Raw genomic sequence first — 18,734 nt, 5'->3', positions numbered from 1 at the left:
AAGATGAAAAAATTAGAAGATGTTGGTGTACTGGTAGCGCGTATTTTAATGCCGATTCTGTTTATTTCTGCAGGCTGGGGAAAAATTACTGGCTATGCAGGAACTCAACAATATATGGAAGCAATGGGCGTTCCGGGCTTTATGCTGCCGCTGGTGATTCTGCTTGAGTTTGGTGGCGGTCTGGCAATCCTGTTTGGTTTCCTGACTCGCACCACCGCGCTGTTTACCGCGGGCTTTACACTGTTGACGGCGTTTTTATTTCACAGCAACTTTGCCGAAGGCATGAACTCACTGATGTTTATGAAAAACCTGACCATTTCAGGCGGATTCCTGCTGCTGGCGATTACAGGTCCGGGTGCATTCAGCATCGACCGCCTGTTGAATAAAAAGTGGTAAGCACACGCTATACTTAACAATTAACAAACGAGGGGGAAACTCCTCGTTTGACTGATGGCAAACGTGGAATTGCCCGATGCGCAAGCTTATCGGGCCTACATTTTGAGCGCGACTGGCTGTATCTGTATTGTTTTGTAGGTCGGGTAAGATGCGTCAGCATCGCGTCCGACAATCAAAAATATGCACTTTGCCAGCAATCTGAAACGAGGAGAAACACTCCTCGTTTTTGCTATTGGAGGAGAGAAAAATGGGTCAACTGATTGACGGCGTCTGGCATGACACCTGGTACGACACCAAATCCACTGGCGGTAAATTTCAACGTTCAGCTTCCGCATTTCGTAACTGGCTGACTGCCGATGGCGCGCCAGGCCCAACCGGCAAAGGTGGTTTTGCCGCAGAGAAAGATCGCTATCATCTCTATGTTTCCCTCGCCTGCCCGTGGGCGCACCGCACTCTGATCATGCGTAAACTCAAAGGACTGGAACCGTTTATTTCCGTATCCGTGGTGAACCCGCTGATGCTGGAAAACGGCTGGACCTTTGATGACAGTTTCCCAGGGGCAACCGGCGATACGCTCTACCAACATGAATTCCTGTACCAGCTTTATCTCCATGCCGATCCACACTACAGCGGGCGTGTTACTGTCCCCGTGCTATGGGACAAAAAGAATCACACCATTGTCAGCAACGAATCAGCGGAAATCATCCGCATGTTCAATACCGCGTTTGATGCGCTGGGCGCAAAAGCGGGGGACTATTACCCTCCAACTCTGCAAACTAAAATTGACGAACTTAACGGCTGGATATACGACACCGTAAATAATGGCGTCTATAAAGCTGGTTTTGCCACCAGCCAGGAAGCCTACGACGAGGCGGTGGTAAAAGTGTTTGAATCGCTGGCGCGACTGGAACAGATTTTAGGGCAGCATCGTTATCTGACAGGTAACCAGCTAACCGAAGCCGATATTCGCCTTTGGACCACACTGGTCCGTTTTGATCCGGTGTATGTCACCCACTTCAAGTGCGATAAGCACCGTATCAGCGATTACCTGAACCTGTATGGCTTCCTGCGCGATATCTATCAGATGCCGGGAATTGCTGAAACCGTCAATTTCGACCACATCCGTAATCACTACTTCCGCAGCCATAAGACCATCAACCCAACGGGAATTATTTCGATTGGTCCGTGGCAGGATCTCGATGAACCACACGGGCGAGATGTTCGCTTCGGTTAAACAAAGGCACCCTACGTGGTGCCTCTGGTTGTTGGCTAAGTGCGTGTTGTTATGTCGGATGTAGCGTAAACGCCTTATCCTCCCCACAAAACATAGTATATTCAACATATTGCAGAGACTGCGTAGGTCAGATAAGCGTAGCGCATCTGGCGATTTTGCGCTTGCCATCAGTCTGAAGTTCCGTTCATTGCGCCTTATTAATTCACCACAGTGATATTTACTGTAATTTCATTCATGTCTATTCTTAATTTGCTGCTTTAAAAACAAGTGATTGAGCAAAATTGAGGCAAAAATGGACTGGTATCTGAAAGTACTAAAAAATTATGTCGGTTTCCGGGGGCGTGCGCGGCGCAAAGAGTACTGGATGTTTATTCTGGTCAACATCATCTTTACGTTCGTGCTGGGACTACTGGATAAAATGTTAGGCTGGCAACGCGCCGGTGGCGAAGGCATCCTGACGACTATCTATGGCATTCTGGTGTTTTTACCGTGGTGGGCAGTTCAGTTTCGTCGCCTGCACGACACCGACCGTTCGGCGTGGTGGGTGCTACTGTTCTTAATTCCGGTTATCGGTTGGCTGATTATCATCATCTTTAACTGCCAGCCGGGGACGCCAGGCGAAAACCGCTTTGGACCCGATCCGAAACTGGAGCAGGAATAATAATTAAGCACCTTGTATAAAGGTGCTTCAGATTGTTGACAAAGTGCGCTTTGTTTATGCCGGATGCGGCGTAAACGCCTTATCCAGCCTACAAAATCGTCCAAATTCAATATATTGCAGCGACTGCGTAGGCCTGATAAGCGTAGCGCATCAGGCAGTTTTGCGTTTGTCTGCAGCCAGAAGTACCTTGTAAAAGGTGCTTAATCGTTTATTTTCCGGCGAATAATTTTGGAATTTCCCGCAGACACCAGGATTTCGCTTCCCCCATACTGTCGCGACGCCAGGCCATAATAATATCGATTTCGCTGGTCGATTCCGGACTGACGACACGCAGCCGCCCTTCAGCAATATCTTTTTCCACCATCGGATACGGCATTGTTGCCACGCCAAGCCCCGCCAGTAACGCCTGGCGTTTATCTTCAATAGTGCTCACCGTTAAGCGCGGCTGTTTGTCCAGTAGCTGTACGGTCAATACCGGGCGCTCACGAGCGGTATCCGCCACCGCAATACCACGATATTTCACGCGCGTCACTTCAGAGAGCGGTTCCGGCTCCTGATGAATCGGGTGATCCGGCGCAGCCACGTAGACGTTCATCAAGGTGTAAAGCTTACGAGAGTTGATTTCCGACGAAGAACGAAAATGCATATCCGGCGCGATAACAATATCTGCTCGCCCCTGTTCCAGCCGCTCCCACGCCCCCGCCAGCACCTCAGTAATGATTGCCAGTTGGGTATTGGCTTTCGCCGCCAGTTTGTCGATCAACGGGAAAAAGGCAGGCGTAGGCACCAGCGCCTCGGTCACAATAGTAAGATGTGTTTCCCAACCACGCGCGAGGGCTTCGGCGTCGGTGGTCAGTTTATCTGCCGCCTCCAGCAGAACGCGTCCCCGCTCCAGCAACATTCTCCCGACATTAGTGAATTTGGTGCGATGGCCCGAGCGGTCAAACAGCACCACATCCAGCTCTTCTTCCAGTTTTTGCATGGTGTAACTAAGCGCAGAAGGCACGCGTCCCAGCTCATCGGCCGCCGCCGCAAAACTACCGCGGCGATCAATAGCATCCATAACCCTTAGTGCTTCCAGCGTTAACGCCCTTTCTTTGGCCATTTCGTTCTCATTCAGGAAATTTGAACATACCGGGCAGAATATCTGGCTAACAATGTAGCGTCCAGCCCCTTACCATAAAAGGAAGTAAAGAGAGGTCAAGAATTATGATTACTACCCGAACTGCCAGGCAGTGTGGACAAGCAGACTACGGATGGTTGCAGGCCCGGTATACTTTTTCCTTTGGACACTACTTCGACCCTACATTGTTAGGCTATGCCTCCCTGCGTGTACTTAACCAGGAAGTGCTGGCTCCAGGTGCCGCCTTTCAGCCGCGAACCTACCCAAAAGTCGATATTTTGAATGTGATTCTGGATGGAGAAGCGGAATACCGCGACAGTGAAGGCAATCATGTTCAGGCCCGCGCCGGTGAAGCCTTATTGCTTTCTACTCAGCCGGGCGTGAGTTATAGCGAACATAATATCAGCAAGGACAAACCGTTAACGCGAATGCAGCTCTGGCTGGATGCCTGCCCGCAACGGGAGAATCCGTTGATTCAAAAACTGGCGCTTAATATGGGCAAGCAGCAATTAATCGCCTCGCCGGATGGCGCGAACGGTAGTCTGCAACTGCGCCAGCAGGTGTGGCTGCATCATATCGTGCTCGACAAAGGCGAAAGTGCGAATTTCCAGTTGCATGGGCCACGCGCGTATTTGCAGTCTATTCACGGTCAATTTCATGCGATTACGCATCACGAAGAGAAAGCAGCGCTGACCTGCGGTGATGGGGCGTTTATTCGTGACGAGGCTAACATTACGCTGGTTGCCGATTCCCCACTGCGCGCTTTGCTGATAGATTTACCTGTCTAGTTTTTTTACAGGGAGAAGATGATGAGTAAAAAATCGGCGAAGAAACGTCAACCAGTGAAGTCCGTTGCAGCGAAAGAAACCACCCGCGCTACCAAAAATTTTGGTTATGAAGAGATGTTGAGTGAGCTGGAGGCGATAGTAGCCGACGCCGAAATACGGTTAGCCGAGGATGAAGCTACCGCGTAAAAACAGGTTGCCGGATGCGGCGTAAACGCCTTATCCGGCCTACAAAACCCAGCAACATCAACAAATTGCACAATTCGTAGGCCGGATAAGATGCGCCAGCATCGCATCCGGCATCAGGTACGATATCCGAAACCCAGCGCTTACCTGGCCTTGCTCGCCATAATCTCGATAATCTGCCGATCCGTTTGCTGCATCGAATGGCTTGCCAGCGCGCACAAGTTGGCAATCGACTGCTCAACATCATGCGCCACAATCCCTTCATTGCCGGTCACGGCGGTATCATCCAGCGCCATTAACACCGCTTTCCACGCTGCCGAGGCACTGGTCGAAACCTTCATCGCGCAACTGTTCGACGCGCCATCGCAAATCATACCGCTGACATCGCCGATCATACTGCTGATCGCCATCGAGATCGTTTCATAACGACCATCCACCAGCCATGCCATCCCGGCCGCAGCCCCCATTGCTGCCGTTGTTGCAGCACACAGCGCAGACAAACGCGGCAACTGGTTATGGATGTAAATCGCGCTCAAATGCGAAAGCATCAGCGCCCGCGCCAGACGCTCATCATCCGCCCCGAAGTGTTCTGCGACCACCACCACGGGCATTGTTGCGGTGATCCCCTGGTTGCCAGAACCGGAGTTACTCATCGCCGGAAGCGTTGCGCCGCCCATACGCGCATCAGATGCCGCGCTGGTACGAATCACAATTGATGAGGAGAGATCTTTCGCCAGCAAACCGCGTGCACACTGTTTTTCCAGCGTCGCGCCAATATGCAGCCCCCAGTTTCCACTCAAGCCTTCCTGCGATAATGCGCAGTTTAGCTTCGCAGAATCGAGAATAAAGCGGATCGCCTCAAACGGGACTTCATTGACGAACTTCAGGATCTCGGCGAGCGTTGTTCTGGAGAGCACCGCCAGCGGTGACTCTTTCTCACCCTCTGCCACGCACGCCTGCTGGGTAAACACCACGCCATTGTGCGTCTCAATATGCACAATGTTGGTATGCCCACCGACGATGGTGACGCACGCCCACTGCTCGCCGTTCCAGACTTTGGCGCGGGAGAAGAGGATTTCATCGCAAGGTTCCTGAATCTTGACCGAGACTTTCCCCGCCGCCAACAACGCTTTAGCATCGGCAATCGCCTGCGCTGTTGCGTCTTTCAGCACTTCCAGCCCAGCTTTGGCATTCCCACCTAACGCGCCCAGTGCTGCCGCAATCGGCAGCCCCACCATTCCCGTACCGGGAACGGTGACGCCCAGACCGTTCTTCATCAGATTTGGCGAAACCCAGGCTTCTACACGTTCAACCGGACCTTCCAGTTCTGCCGCAGCAACCGCCGCCGCCAGCGCCAGTGAAATCGGTTCAGTACATCCCAGCGCCGGTTTTACTTCCTCCTGAACTGCAAGGATGTAACGCTGCCATAACGGATTTAAAGTCGAATCAAACATAATAAAAACCTTAAAATTTCAGGTAAATCATGAAAATGCCAGGAACGGAGAAACGCAAAGCAACAAACCGGTGACGATAATCAGGTACAGAGAGGCACCTTTGTATTTGTGCAACGCAGGGACTTTGTAAACCAACCACGCTGGGATCAAGCATCCTACCATGCCGAAAATCGGGCTACAGATAGAGGTAAAGCTCAACACTGGCGCATTCAGTACGATGGCGCTCCAGGCCAGTAAAATGGCGAAAATCATGATGCCGCGCTGAACGAGAGTCTCGTTAATCTTCTCGGCTGGCATCTTGCGGCGCAGGATGTTCATTACGATCCCTTGCGTTGCTTCGCGAAAGCCTAAATAGACGCCAAAGAACGCTGTCATTACGGCAAAGATATTGAGGATGACGCTGACCACTTTTACCCATGCTGCACCGTCGCCGCTAATAAACTGAGCCGCAATCGCCAGCGCAGAAATATTCTGCTCGTAGGCTTTTACTGCTTCGTCATGTCCCATCGCCAGAGTGAACGACACAGCGTAGAAAAAGACGGTGACAAACAGGATCCCAAACGCAATGTTCATCGCCCGCAACGCTTTATGTCGCGCTACTTCGATCGATTTTTCTCGCGAGCGGTAGGAAATCACCATCGGGCTTAACGTCTGGATAAACAGAATCGAGGTCAGTGTAAACGGCAGCGTGATAATGGCGTTTTTCACCAGCAGCCCCAGCGGCGGCAGTGAACCGACGTTATACAGATGCCACATCCCGACCATCGATACCCCCAGCGCCGCGACCACCAGCAGTTTGGTCAGCACCATGCCGGTCGAAATTTTGAATAACAGTTTCTCGCCGCGTGAAGAGATCGCAACCAGAATACAAATCAGTACCAGGCCATAAAACGGACTATCAGACAGCAATCCTTCCGTCACGCCAAAAGTATGTAAATAGGAGGCGCTATCGTTAGTGATGGCGGTGGAGTAAACAAACATCCAAATAACCAGCATCACAAAGTAAAGTGCACCTAACAAAATGCCCCAGTTTTTACCCAAATAACCACTAATGACACTCGGGTAATCTTTACACTCTGGAGATTCCGCCAGCGTATTAATAAACAATCGCTGAAACAGATACATTGCCGGGTAGCCAATCACTGATGAGAGCAAAAATACCCACAATCCCATCAATCCGACCTGCACCGGGAGAAAAACAATCCCCGCACCAATCGCCATCCCGATACTCATAATCACCCAGCCGGTGTCGGTACTGTCGAATTTGATTGCTTCACGCCATTCACTTTCGCTCATTCCAGCACGACCCGCCGGGGTCGAAGCGTCTACAATGACGCCTTTATTCGTTGCAATTTCCATAATTTCTCGCTCAATATTTTGTAGGGCTTTTTATTTTTTTCGAGCCGCATCAAGGCGATATGCGGTCTACGTTTTTTTGCAGGCGAGTTATTAGAATAAAGAAATAATACGCGTGAGGTCAGAGAAAATCTTCACAATCAAGACTTTGAAATAGCAGTTATGGATAATAATTTTCTATAAAATCCACAAAAGAGAAATAGTTATTCTCTATTTGCGGCAGATCACAATAAAAAAGGGTGCACATTTTGTGCACCCAAGGATGAAAGCTGACAGCAATGTCAGCCGCAGACCACTTTAATAGCCAGTCCTCCGCGTGAAGTTTCGCGGTATTTATCGTTCATATCTTTGCCGGTTTCATACATCGTCTCGATCACTTTATCGAGCGAAACACGCGGTGCAGAGGTACGCCGCATCGCCATCCGCGCAGCGTTCACGGCTTTAACAGCATTAATAGCATTGCGTTCAATACACGGAATTTGCACCTGCCCGGCAACCGGATCGCAGGTCAATCCCAGGTTGTGTTCCATAGCGATTTCCGCCGCATTACACACCTGCGCCGGGCTGCCACCCAGCAGTTCGGTTAACCCTGCCGCCGCCATTGAACAGGCCACGCCAATTTCACCCTGACAGCCCACTTCCGCACCGGAAATGGAGGCATTCATTTTATACAGTGCGCCGATAGCACCAGCCGCCAGCAAAAAACGGGCGATGGAGCGCTCATTGAGCGGGCGGCGGAATTTATCGTAATAGGCCAGCACCGCAGGAATAATGCCGCAAGCGCCGTTAGTTGGCGCGGTCACAACACGTCCGCCAGCGGCGTTTTCTTCGCTGACTGCCAGAGCAAACATATTGATCCAGTCGATGACGTTCATCGGATCGTTAGAGATATTGTCGCTGGAAACCAGTAAACGCCGCAGCGCCACCGCCCGCCGTGGCACATTGAGCGGGCCTGGCAGCACACCTTCGGTATTCATACCGCGTTCAATACCGTCATGCATCACCTGCCAGATCTGCGAAAAACCAGCATCAATTTCGGCTTTGCTACGTAGCGCCAACTCGTTTTGCAGCATCAAACCGGAAATAGATAACCCATTGTAATCACACATTTTTAGCAGTTCGCCTGCCGAATGGAAATCGTAAGGGACGAGCGTTTCAACATCCAGTGACAGGCCAAATTGTTCTTCTTCGACAATAAACCCGCCACCGACTGAATAATAGGTTTTGCTTAACAGTTCTTCCTGCTCTTTCCACGCGGTAATACGCATCCCATTCTCATGACGGGGCAACATTTCCGCATGGAAAATAATGTTCTTTGCCACAGGGAAATCAACGACATGCGCGCCCGATGCCACCGGCAACCTTCCACTGCGCGTCACTAATTCAATAAATGCAGGAATCTCATCAATAACAACGTTCTGCGGACTATTTCCTGCCAGTCCCATGATGATAGCGATATCCGTGGCGTGACCTTTGCCCGTCAGTGACAACGATCCATAAAGATCGACCACAATGTGGCTCGTCGCGGTTAATAAGCCGCTCTTCTCCAGTCGATCAATAAAACTTTTTCCGGCATTCATTGGCCCCACGGTATGAGAACTGGAGGGACCAATCCCAATTTTGAAAATATCGAATGCACTAATCATATCCACACCCTCGGATTGCCGTTCGTGAAGAGGAGCGGAGCGACCCTGCGATCGCCCCGCTCAGGAGCTTTATGCGTTGCGTACCGCAATAGCTTCAATTTCCAGCTTCACATCTTTCGGCAAACGCGCTACCTGCACGCAGCTGCGTGTCGGGTAGGTCGCCTGATGCTCGTCAAAAAACTGCTTGTAGACTTCATTGATGGTACCAAAGTCATTAAGGTCGGTAATGAACACCGTCATCTTCACGATATCGCCAACGGTCAGCCCGGCAGCAACCACAATCGCTTTGACGTTTTCCAGACTTAAACGCGCCTGATCTTTTACGTCCGCAGGGATCTCCCCGGTCTGCGGGCAAACCGGAATTTGTCCGGAGGTGAAGACCATGCTGCCTAAATCAACGCCCTGAACATACGGGCCGATTGCGCCTGGCGCACGTTGCGTTTCGATAATCTTTTTCATACATCCTCCGGCATCAAAGCGCCTGGGTAAAGGTACGTGAAATCACATCCTGCTGCTGTTCACGGGTTAGTGCGTTGAAGCGCACGGCGTAGCCAGAGACACGGATTGTCAGGTTGGGGTATTTTTCCGGGTGCTCAATGGCATCCAGCAACATTTCCCGATTCATAACGTTAACGTTGAGATGTTGACCGCCTTCGATATCCGCTTCGTGATGAAAATATCCATCCAGCAGACCAACAAGGTTGGTTTTGCGTACCGGATCTTCTTTACCCAGCGCCGCCGGGACGATCGAGAAAGTGTACGAAATACCGTCTTTGGCGTAAGTGAACGGCAACTTAGCAACGGAGGTCAGCGAAGCTACGGCCCCTTTGCGGTCACGACCGTGCATTGGGTTAGCGCCCGGCGCAAACGGCATACCCGCGCGGCGACCGTCCGGTGTGTTCCCGGTTTTCTGCCCGTACACCACGTTAGAGGTGATGGTCAGAATCGACTGAGTCGGTACGGCGTTACGATAGGTTGGCAGGGCTTTAATTTTCTTCATAAAGCGTTCAACCAGGTCGCAGGCAATGCTGTCGACGCGTTCGTCGTTGTTGCCGTACTGCGGATATTCGCCGTCGATTTCAAAGTCGACCGCCAGGCCGTTTTCGTCACGAATCGGTTTCACGCGAGCATATTTAATTGCCGAAAGTGAATCCGTCGCCACCGACAGGCCCGCAATACCACATGCCATCGTGCGATAAACATCACGATCATGCAGCGCCATCAGTGAGGCTTCATAGCTGTACTTGTCATGCATGTAGTGGATGATGTTCAGCGCGCTGATGTACTGCACTGCCAGCCAGTCCATGAAATGGTCGAGGCTGTTCATGACTTTGTCGTAGTCAAGAACGTCGTCCATCAGTGGTGCTGTTTTCGGGCCGACCTGAATCTTCAGCTTCTCATCCACCCCGCCGTTGATTGCGTACAGCAATGTTTTCGCCAGGTTGGCACGCGCGCCGAAGAACTGCATCTGCTTACCAATCACCATTGGGCTGACGCAGCAGGCAATCGCGTAATCGTCGCTGTTGAAGTCAGTACGCATCAGATCGTCGTTTTCATACTGCAATGAAGAAGTGACGATGGAGACTTGTGCCGCATATTTTTTGAAGGCAATCGGCAATGCTTCCGACCACAGAATGGTCAGGTTAGGTTCCGGTGCTGGCCCCATAGTGTGCAGTGTATGCAGATAGCGGAAGGAGTTTTTGGTCACCAATGTACGACCGTCCAGCCCCATCCCGCCGATGACTTCTGTTGCCCAGATAGGGTCGCCGGAGAACAGCGAATCAAATTCCGGCGTACGCAGGAAGCGCACCATGCGGATCTTCATGATGAAGTGGTCGATCAGTTCCTGCGCCTGCTGCTCGTTGAGCACACCGGCTTTGAAGTCACGTTCAATGTAGATATCGAGGAACGATGCCGTACGGCCCAGCGACATCGCGCCGCCGTTTTGCGATTTCACCGCCGCCAGGTAAGCGAAGTAGAGCCACTGCACCGCTTCCTGCGCATTCTGTGCCGGACGAGAGATGTCGAAGCCGTATTTCGCCGCCATTTCCTGGATCTGCAACAGCGCATGACGATGTTCTGCCAGCTCTTCACGCAGACGGATGGTGGCTTCCAGATCTTGCCCTTTTTCCAGACGAGACTGGAGATCGGCAAATTGCAGTTCGCGTTCACGGACCAGATAACTGATGCCGTACAACGCCACGCGGCGATAGTCACCGATAATACGTCCACGACCATAACCGTCCGGCAGACCAGTCAGTACGCCAGATTTACGGCAGCGCAGCATATCCGGTGAGTAAACATCAAATACGCCCTGGTTATGGGTTTTACGCAGATCGGTAAACACGTATTCAAATTCGCTGTCCATTTCACGGCCATAGGCATGAAATGAACTTTTGATCATGTTGATGCCGCCGAACGGATGCAGCGCACGTTTCAGTGGCGCATCTGTTTGCAGGCCAACAATTTTTTCCAGCGGCTGGTTGATATAACCTGCATCATGAGCAGTAATGGTGGTGGCAATATTGGTATCGAAATCAACCGGCGCGTGGGTCGCGTTTTCGATACGAATACCTTCCATCACCTTTTCCCACAATGCCGTGGTGGCTGGCGTGGCTTCGGCAAGGAAAGATTCATCCCCTTCATACGGTGTATAGTTATGTTGAATAAAATCGCGGACATTAATTTCGTTTTTCCAGTCCGTACCTTTAAAGCCAAGCCATGCGTCGGCGTACAGCTTATCGCTGGTATCAATATCTACCTTCATGAAAAATAATCTCTCTACAATACTTCAACTAAATTATGCAAATTCTGCGGGTGCTTTAACTTTGCCTAAATGAATCGCATCTAGCGCAATCATTTTTTCTTCATTAGTCGGAATAACGGCGCAAATTACACGCGCATTTTCACTGGACACAATTCTTTCACCGTAAGAGTTAGATCGATTATTCATTTCTGCATCAATCTCTACGCCTAATACAGTCAAATGCTCCATGACCAGACGACGAATTAAACTTGAATTTTCACCTATTCCGCCGGTAAATATAATTCCATCCAGACGATGTAATGAGGCAGCGTGTCCGGCAATATGACGGGCAATTCGGTGAACAAAGGTTTTAATTGCCAGTTGCGCACGTTCATGACCTTCATGCCAGGCTTTTTCCAGTACTCGCAGGTCGGAAGAAAGACCGGAAATACCCAGTAATCCCGATTCTTTATTCACCACGCGTTCCAGGTCACCAAGACTCTGGTTGGTTTGACTGGCCACCCAGGACATCGCACCGAAGTCGACATCGCCACTGCGCGTCCCCATCATTAGCCCTTCCAGCGGCGTCATCCCCATTGATGTGTCCACGCTCTGGCCGTTACGAACCGCGCAAATAGACGCGCCATTGCCCAGATGCGCCACCACCAGGCCTGAGTCATCTTCCGCAAGATTAAGCAGAGAATGCGCACGCTGGGAAACATAGCGGTGAGACGTGCCGTGGAAACCATAGCGGCGCACGCCCAGCTCTTCGTAATATTTCCACGGCAGGCCGTATAAAAACGCTTCCGGGGCCATTGTCTGGTGGAAACTGGTATCAAATACCGCTACCTGAGTTACGCCAGGAAATAATTGCTGGGCAGATTCTATACCACTTAAATTGGCGTAATTATGCAGCGGCGCCAGTGGAGAAACGCGACGGATATTATCAATGACTTCATCGGTAATAATAGCAGACTCGGTAAAAATACTGCCGCCGTGGGCGATGCGGTGGCCAATTAAGGCCACACTGTCATTTAAATTCCGTTTTTCCAGTTCAAATGCAATTGCCTTCAATGCACCTTCGTAGCTGTGGTGAGCCAGCGGTGCTGGCTCTCCTCCATTTACGGATAAGAATGCATTTTCCGAATTAATACCGTCGGCAATACCTGACATTAATACTTCACAGTTCGAGGGATCCAACACGGAAAACTTAATTGAAGACGAACCGCAGTTAATAACCAAAACAACCGGAAATTCATTCATCTCTTTTCTCATCCTGAGTTACGGATTAAAACAGTTTGTATACGATGTTCAGGATGGTCAGCAGACCAATCACGGTAACAAACACGTTATCCAGACGACCACGGTATTTCGCCAGCGACGGCGCTTTACGGATGGCATACATCGGCAACAGGCACAGCAGTGAAGCGATAATCGGCGCGCCCATGGCTTCAATCAGGTCCAGAATGTTCGGGTTGGCGTAAGCAACTACCCAGGTGGAACCCATGATGAAGATCATGCTGATGGTGTTCAGTTTGCCCAAAGAAACTTTCGTCTTATCGCCTTTGTAGCCGAACTTCAGTACCAGACCGTTCAGACCTTCTAGCGTCCCCAGATAGTGACCGAAGAAAGATTTGAAGATAGCAACCAGTGCGATGATAGAAGCGGCATATTCCAGTACGGTGGCGAAAGTCGATTTCTCACCGGACATGGAAGCAAAGTGGTTAGCCAGATAAGAAAGCACCGGAATGTTCTGCGCTTTTGCTTCCGCCATGTTTGCCGGAGACAGCGTAAACAGGCAGCTGAAGGCAAAGAACATGACCACGGCAACCATCAGCATACTGGCACGGGAGATGATCTGTGAGCATTTCTGCTCAGTGAAGTCGCGTCCGAAGTCTTTCTCATACTCTTCACGCTTAGAAACCACAAAGGAAGAGACGATTGGCGAGAAGTTAAAGGAGAAGACCATGATAGAAATCCCCAGCCAGACGGTGATCAAGATACCGTCATGACCGGTTAACGTCAGCGCACTGAGGTCAACTTGATCAATAACAGCAGAGTTCCAGTAAGGGATCAGCGACAGAGAAATCAGTACCAGGCTGGCGATAAATGGCCATACCAGGTAGCTCATCACTTTAACCATCAGATCCTTACCAAACCAAATGACGAACGCCATCAACAGCAGCAGGAACAGCGCCACGAAGCCGCGGTTCAACGCCGCAAAGCCAAGCTGGTTTTCCCAGAACGTCATAAAGGTATTGGTAATAGTGACGCCATAAATCCACAACAGTGGGCAAATCGCGAAGAAGTACAGGAACGTGATGACCACGCCACCTGTTTTACCAAAATGCTCTTCCACCGTTTCCGTAATGTTGCCGGAAGGGTTAGAGCCAGAAAGACACAGACGCGCCAGCGCCCGGTGGCAATAAAACGCGATTGGGTATGCCAATACCAACATCAGAAGAATCGGGATCAGTCCGCCAAAACCTGCGCGGATAGGGAAGAACAGCACGCCGGCACCAATGGCAGTACCGAACAAACCCAACGTCCATGTGGTATCTGATTTACGCCAGGACGATTGTTTTGTCTGGCTGGATACAATGCTATCTGAAGTACTCATATCCTATCCTCAACGAGATGATTAAGCGTCAACGAAACCGGTAATTTGAGAGACGCGAGAAAGATCGATATTACCGCCGGAAATAATGCTAACGGTTTTTCTGTTTTGAATATATTGGTCTAATTTACCGCTTAACAAAGCAGCACATGCCAGAGCGCCTGCGCCTTCGGTGACGACTTTATTGCGCTGAATTAAGGCAATCATGCTATTTCTGATTTCGTCTTCGCTAACCAGCACGATGTCATCGACTAATTCACGAACGATTTCATAAGTTAAATTACCCGGGCGGGCGACATCACAACCATCCGCCAGGGTGCCGGTAGTTCGGTGCGTGGTTATTTCTCCCGAGTGGAAAGAAGCCGCCATGCCGTGAACGTTTTCTGATTGCACACCAATAACACGAATTGTCGGGTTAATAGATTTAATCGCTACCGCAATACCAGCAATTAAACCGCCACCGCCAATTGGCACAATCACATTATCGACATCATAGAGATCTTCCATAATTTCCAGGCCAATCGTTCCCTGACCGGCAATAACTTTCGGATTATCATAAGGTGGGATAAAAATACGGCCTTCAGTTTCGACAATTTCGCTAACTTTGGCGATGGTGTCGTTAAAGTTGTCGCCGTGCAGAACAACTTCAGCGGAGTAGTCACATGTCGCCGCGACTTTAGATTTTGGCGCGCCTTTCGGCATGACCACTTTCCCGTCGATACCCAGCATTGCGCAGGAGAGCGAAACCCCTTGCGCATGGTTGCCCGCAGAACAGGCCACCACACCTTTGCGTCTTTCAGCATCGGTTAAGGAGCTTAATTTATTAAATGCGCCACGAATTTTAAATGAACCAGTACGCTGCATGTTTTCAAACTTAAGGAATATTTCACCTTTGCAACGCTCACTAAAATAATTGGATCGAGGCATGCCTGTTTTATAAATTCGCCCAGCCAGTCGTTGTTTTGCTTCGATAATGTCATTAATAGCAACCGGGAGATCGTATGTAATATGCATTATAAACCTCTTAACCTGAATTAAATATGTAGGTAACCGTAACCGACACCCGCAAAAAGACAGGTGGATTATTTATGTTTGAGAAAAAACAAATAACTAACCAACTTCTATTAATTGCCTTCGTCTACACCCATTATAAGATGAATACTCTTTGGCTAATTCCACCAAAACCGATGCTGCTTTTTTAATACGATAATTTTTTGACCATACCGCGGCATATCGCGCCACGGGCAACGTTTCTTCAACCGGAATAGTAATAAATTGATTAGAACCAAAAGGTGAAGTCATATCACAAGGAATCACGGTTAAGAAATCAGCATTGAGAACAAGATTATAAATTGTCACGACTGAGTCGGTTTTAACGATGTTTTCAATACTGATGCCATTTCTTTGTAACGTGGTGAGAAGTTCGCTGTAGTATCCCATATTAGTTTGCGGCAACACCCACTGTTCGTTTTTCAACGACTCCAGCGTGGTAGTGCCGGTGCATGTTCGGGACTTGCTGGCCACCAGCACAAACTCGGACTCGAACAGCGGCTCAACATGCAAATCCTGAAGCTTCATTTCTGCGCTTAACGTACCAATCGCAAAATCAAGTCGTCCGTCGCGGATAGCAGGTAAGAACGAGGACAACTGTGCTTCATACATTGAGACTTGCGCTCTCGGGAACACCTCTTTGAACTTGTTGATCATCCCGGACATAAAGGTAAAGCCAATTAGTGAAGGAAAACCAAATGAGACTTCCACAACAGCTTCAGAGGACATACCGCTTATCTCATTAACCATATTTTTCATTTCACGGGTAATGGATTCGGAACGTGAGAGCAACAATTGACCGGCAGGCGTCAGCGTTACACCGGTATTTTTCCGTACCACTAATTCCACGCCAAAATAATCTTCAATATCGTTAATGATTTTACTTACAGCAGGTTGAGTCAAACCTAATTCTTTTGCAGCCGAGCCAATAGAGCCACTTCTGATGACTTCCTGAAAGACTACCAGGTGCTGCGTTTTAGGAAGAAGAATAGTACTCATATCGACCTGCATTAATTACCTCATTGACGGTATGAAGTGTATCAAAATGGACTGAATGGGATATGTGCGACCACTCACAAATTAACTTTCAATTGCTTTCCAGGCATCTACTTAAATCAATATAAATCTTTAATATCAATGAGTTAACATAATAAAATCAGCGTAAAGCCTGACTTTTATCAAAAAACAAAGGGGGGGATAACCATATTTTATGGCGATAACAACACGCTTTATATGGCTTATTAAAAAATGTCCTGCGACGATATTTCAAGCAAATATCGTGTATTTCTCAGGCGAATTTTAAGTTAAATTTAATGAGCAAGTTATCAAATTTTATTATAAACAAATCATATTTACAGGTAAAAAATGCGCCGCGTCACATTTTTTCGCGGAGTTTGTTGGTTGCAAAACATTTATTTTATCAATATTTTAAAAAATCGAATACAGATATTGATCATCTCGAACAATTGATTAACGTCAATTTTTACCATCATAACAGGACGTCATTTTGTGAATGCAATCGTTTCCCATGATTTCTGCTGGCCTCATAATGCACGGATAGCATTTTGTGTTGATGATCACAAAACTAATAATTCATATTTGAAGGTAAGTAATCTGGGGAGAAAACAAGGGTGACGAAAAAAGAGTATTTATACTGAAAAAAGGAAACTGACCGATAAGCCGCTTTCTTTTGGGTATAGCGTCGTGGACAGTCATTCATCTTACCGCTCGCTCCAAAAGCAAAAACCTGCCAGTTTGCACTGGTGGGTTTTCGTTAAATCAGGTGAAACTGACCGATAAGCCGCTTTCTTTTGGGTATAGCGTCGTGGACAGTCATTCATCTTACTGCTCGCTCCAAAAGCAAAAACCTGCCAGTTTGCACTGGCAGGTTTCTGTTAAATCAGGTGAAACTGACCGATAAGCCGGGTTCTGTCGTGGACAGTCATTCATCTAGGCCAGCAATCGCTCACTGGCTCAAGCAGCCTACCCGGGTTCAGTACGGGCCGTACCTTATGAACCCCTATTTGGCCTTGCTCCGGGTGGAGTTTACCGTGCCACGGACTGTTACCAGCCGCGCGGTGCGCTCTTACCGCACCCTTTCACCCTTACCTGATCCCACTCGCGTGGGCCATCGGCGGTTTGCTCTCTGTTGCACTGGTCGTGGGTTTCCCCCCCAGGCGTTACCTGGCACCCTGCCCTATGGAGCCCGGACTTTCCTCCCCTCCGCCCGTCTCCCCCGAAGAGGACGACGACGAAGCGGCGACTGTCTGGTCAGCTTCGGCGCGCAGTATAGAGGGTTTACACGCCCTTGTCACCCCGAGTTGCGCATTCCAATCGCCAGTGTTGCAGCAATATTGCGCGAAGCCCGGTAAATATTGTCATAAGCCCCGCGGAAAGCTTCATCCAGCGTAACAATACTGTTTAACACGCTGAATACGGCATCGATACCATGCTGGTGCACAACGCCGACATCCTTCGTAAGGCTACCCGCAATACCAATTACCGGTTTATTGTATTTCTTCGCCACATTAGCCACCCCAATCGGTACTTTGCCATGGATGCTCTGGCTATCAATGCGCCCTTCTCCGGTGATAACCAGCGTGCAATCATGAATATGTTCTTCCAGATTGAGCGCCGTAGTCACAATCTCAATGCCGCTCTTTAGCTCTGCGCCGAGAAAAGCCATCAGCGCCGCGCCCATTCCGCCCGCCGCACCTGCGCCGGGGACGTCTTTCACATCAACATGCAGCGATTTTTTGATGACATCAGCATAGTGAGAGAGATTCTTGTCCAGCTCGGCAATCGTGGCTTCATTCGCCCCTTTTTGCGGGCCAAAGATCCGCGAAGCGCCACTGTCGCCCACCAGCGGATTGGTGACATCGCAGGCGACGCGAATCGTACAATTCTTTAAACGTGGATCGAGTCCAGTGATATCAATGGTATTCAGAGTATTAAGACTGCCGCCACCAAAGCCGATTTCATTGCCATTGGCATCGCTTAACTTCGCTCCCAGCGCCTGCATCATCCCTGCACCGCCATCGTTGGTGGCGCTGCCACCAATACCGATAATGATACTTGTTGCACCGCTCTCCAGCGCCTGCAGGATTAACTCCCCTGTACCGCGTGAAGTGGTTACCAGCGGATCACGCTTTTCCGGTGGCACCAGCGCCAGCCCACTGGCCGCCGCCATTTCGATAAACGCAGTTTTGCCGTCGCCGGAGATCCCCCAACTGGCATTCACTTTCTCGCCCAGCGGCCCTGTGACCAGGGCGTGACGTTCAGCCCCCTGGGTGGCAGCAATCATTGCTTCCACCGTTCCTTCGCCACCGTCGGCAACAGGAACAGAAACGTACTGTGCATCAGGAAAAATTTCCCGAAATCCTTTTTCTATCGCCTGCGCAACCTCGCTGGCTGATAAACTTTCTTTATAAGAGTCTGGGGCGATTACGATTTTCATACCTTTGCCTGTTACCACATGAC

At 49.7% G+C, this 18,734-nt stretch carries 17 protein-coding genes and 1 other RNA gene; 6 read left to right on the top strand and 12 right to left on the bottom strand.

Features of this window, described 5'->3' with window-relative positions:
- Positions 1 to 3 precede the first annotated feature (3 nt).
- From A9180_RS15755 to A9180_RS15745, 3 genes are all read left to right on the top strand, one after another.
- Positions 4 to 396: a DoxX family protein gene (locus tag A9180_RS15755; RefSeq protein ID WP_064529580.1), complete on the top strand. Its 393-nt coding sequence runs from the start codon at positions 4 to 6 to the stop codon at positions 394 to 396.
- 247 nt (positions 397 to 643) lie between these two features.
- Positions 644 to 1,630, top strand: a complete 987-nt coding sequence (yqjG, locus tag A9180_RS15750; RefSeq protein WP_064529579.1) for a glutathionyl-hydroquinone reductase YqjG — start codon at positions 644 to 646, stop codon at positions 1,628 to 1,630.
- Between the two features lie 292 nt (positions 1,631 to 1,922).
- A complete protein-coding gene (locus A9180_RS15745) occupies positions 1,923 to 2,291 on the top strand; it encodes a DUF805 domain-containing protein (protein ID WP_064529578.1) in 369 nt (122 codons plus the stop codon).
- Between the two features lie 208 nt (positions 2,292 to 2,499).
- Here A9180_RS15745 and yhaJ read toward each other — a convergent pair whose 3' ends face one another.
- On the bottom strand, positions 2,500 to 3,396 hold the full coding sequence (gene yhaJ / locus A9180_RS15740) for a DNA-binding transcriptional regulator YhaJ (protein ID WP_001041008.1): 897 nt from the start codon (positions 3,394 to 3,396) through the stop codon (positions 2,500 to 2,502).
- A 104-nt stretch (positions 3,397 to 3,500) separates the two neighbouring features.
- On the opposite strand from yhaJ, the gene A9180_RS15735 reads away from it, so the two are divergent.
- Positions 3,501 to 4,202: a pirin family protein gene (locus A9180_RS15735; RefSeq protein WP_064529577.1), complete on the top strand. Its 702-nt coding sequence runs from the start codon at positions 3,501 to 3,503 to the stop codon at positions 4,200 to 4,202.
- A 21-nt stretch (positions 4,203 to 4,223) separates the two neighbouring features.
- On the top strand, positions 4,224 to 4,388 hold the full coding sequence (gene yhaL / locus A9180_RS15730) for a protein YhaL (protein ID WP_074399591.1): 165 nt from the start codon (positions 4,224 to 4,226) through the stop codon (positions 4,386 to 4,388).
- A gap of 140 nt (positions 4,389 to 4,528) precedes the next feature.
- Here the strand turns inward: yhaL and cyuA are convergent, their stop codons facing one another.
- From cyuA to tdcA, 9 genes are all read right to left on the bottom strand, one after another.
- On the bottom strand, positions 4,529 to 5,839 hold the full coding sequence (gene cyuA, locus A9180_RS15725; RefSeq protein WP_064529575.1) for a cysteine desulfidase: 1,311 nt from the start codon (positions 5,837 to 5,839) through the stop codon (positions 4,529 to 4,531).
- A 27-nt stretch (positions 5,840 to 5,866) separates the two neighbouring features.
- Entirely contained in the window at positions 5,867 to 7,198 is a 1,332-nt protein-coding gene (locus A9180_RS15720; RefSeq protein WP_064529574.1) for an amino acid permease, read from the bottom strand.
- Positions 7,199 to 7,476: 278 nt separating this feature from the next.
- On the bottom strand, positions 7,477 to 8,841 hold the full coding sequence (gene tdcG / locus A9180_RS15715) for an L-serine ammonia-lyase (RefSeq protein ID WP_064529573.1): 1,365 nt from the start codon (positions 8,839 to 8,841) through the stop codon (positions 7,477 to 7,479).
- A gap of 69 nt (positions 8,842 to 8,910) precedes the next feature.
- Positions 8,911 to 9,300, bottom strand: coding sequence for an enamine/imine deaminase (locus A9180_RS15710; protein WP_064529572.1), 390 nt, complete (start codon positions 9,298 to 9,300; stop codon positions 8,911 to 8,913).
- 13 nt (positions 9,301 to 9,313) lie between these two features.
- Positions 9,314 to 11,608, bottom strand: a complete 2,295-nt coding sequence (gene tdcE, locus A9180_RS15705; RefSeq protein ID WP_064529571.1) for a 2-ketobutyrate formate-lyase/pyruvate formate-lyase — start codon at positions 11,606 to 11,608, stop codon at positions 9,314 to 9,316.
- Positions 11,609 to 11,641: 33 nt separating this feature from the next.
- A complete protein-coding gene (tdcD, locus tag A9180_RS15700; RefSeq protein WP_064529570.1) occupies positions 11,642 to 12,850 on the bottom strand; it encodes a propionate kinase in 1,209 nt (402 codons plus the stop codon).
- Positions 12,851 to 12,875: 25 nt separating this feature from the next.
- Positions 12,876 to 14,207, bottom strand: coding sequence for a threonine/serine transporter TdcC (gene tdcC / locus A9180_RS15695; protein ID WP_064529569.1), 1,332 nt, complete (start codon positions 14,205 to 14,207; stop codon positions 12,876 to 12,878).
- A gap of 21 nt (positions 14,208 to 14,228) precedes the next feature.
- Positions 14,229 to 15,218, bottom strand: a complete 990-nt coding sequence (gene tdcB, locus A9180_RS15690; RefSeq protein ID WP_064529568.1) for a bifunctional threonine ammonia-lyase/L-serine ammonia-lyase TdcB — start codon at positions 15,216 to 15,218, stop codon at positions 14,229 to 14,231.
- A gap of 96 nt (positions 15,219 to 15,314) precedes the next feature.
- Positions 15,315 to 16,253 carry a transcriptional regulator TdcA gene (gene tdcA / locus A9180_RS15685; RefSeq protein WP_064529857.1) on the bottom strand — a complete coding sequence of 313 codons (939 nt, stop codon included), beginning with the start codon at positions 16,251 to 16,253 and terminating at the stop codon, positions 15,315 to 15,317.
- Between the two features lie 314 nt (positions 16,254 to 16,567).
- Here tdcA and tdcR point away from each other — a divergent pair, with 314 nt between their 5' ends.
- Positions 16,568 to 16,786 (top strand): transcriptional activator TdcR, encoded by a 219-nt coding sequence (gene tdcR / locus A9180_RS15680; protein WP_064529567.1) that lies wholly within the window; start codon positions 16,568 to 16,570, stop codon positions 16,784 to 16,786.
- Between the two features lie 370 nt (positions 16,787 to 17,156).
- Here tdcR and rnpB read toward each other — a convergent pair.
- Positions 17,157 to 17,533: RNase P RNA component class A (rnpB, locus tag A9180_RS15675), an RNA gene on the bottom strand.
- Between the two features lie 32 nt (positions 17,534 to 17,565).
- Positions 17,566 to 18,711 carry a glycerate 2-kinase gene (gene garK, locus A9180_RS15670; RefSeq protein ID WP_064529566.1) on the bottom strand — a complete coding sequence of 382 codons (1,146 nt, stop codon included), beginning with the start codon at positions 18,709 to 18,711 and terminating at the stop codon, positions 17,566 to 17,568.
- Between the last annotated feature and the right edge of the window lie 23 nt (positions 18,712 to 18,734).

This window comes from Escherichia sp. B1147 (assembly GCF_001660175.1).
Classification (GTDB): Bacteria; Pseudomonadota; Gammaproteobacteria; order Enterobacterales; family Enterobacteriaceae; genus Escherichia; species Escherichia whittamii.
Note: the sequence above shows the minus strand (reverse complement) of the source record. Positions and strands in the feature narration are given on the sequence as shown.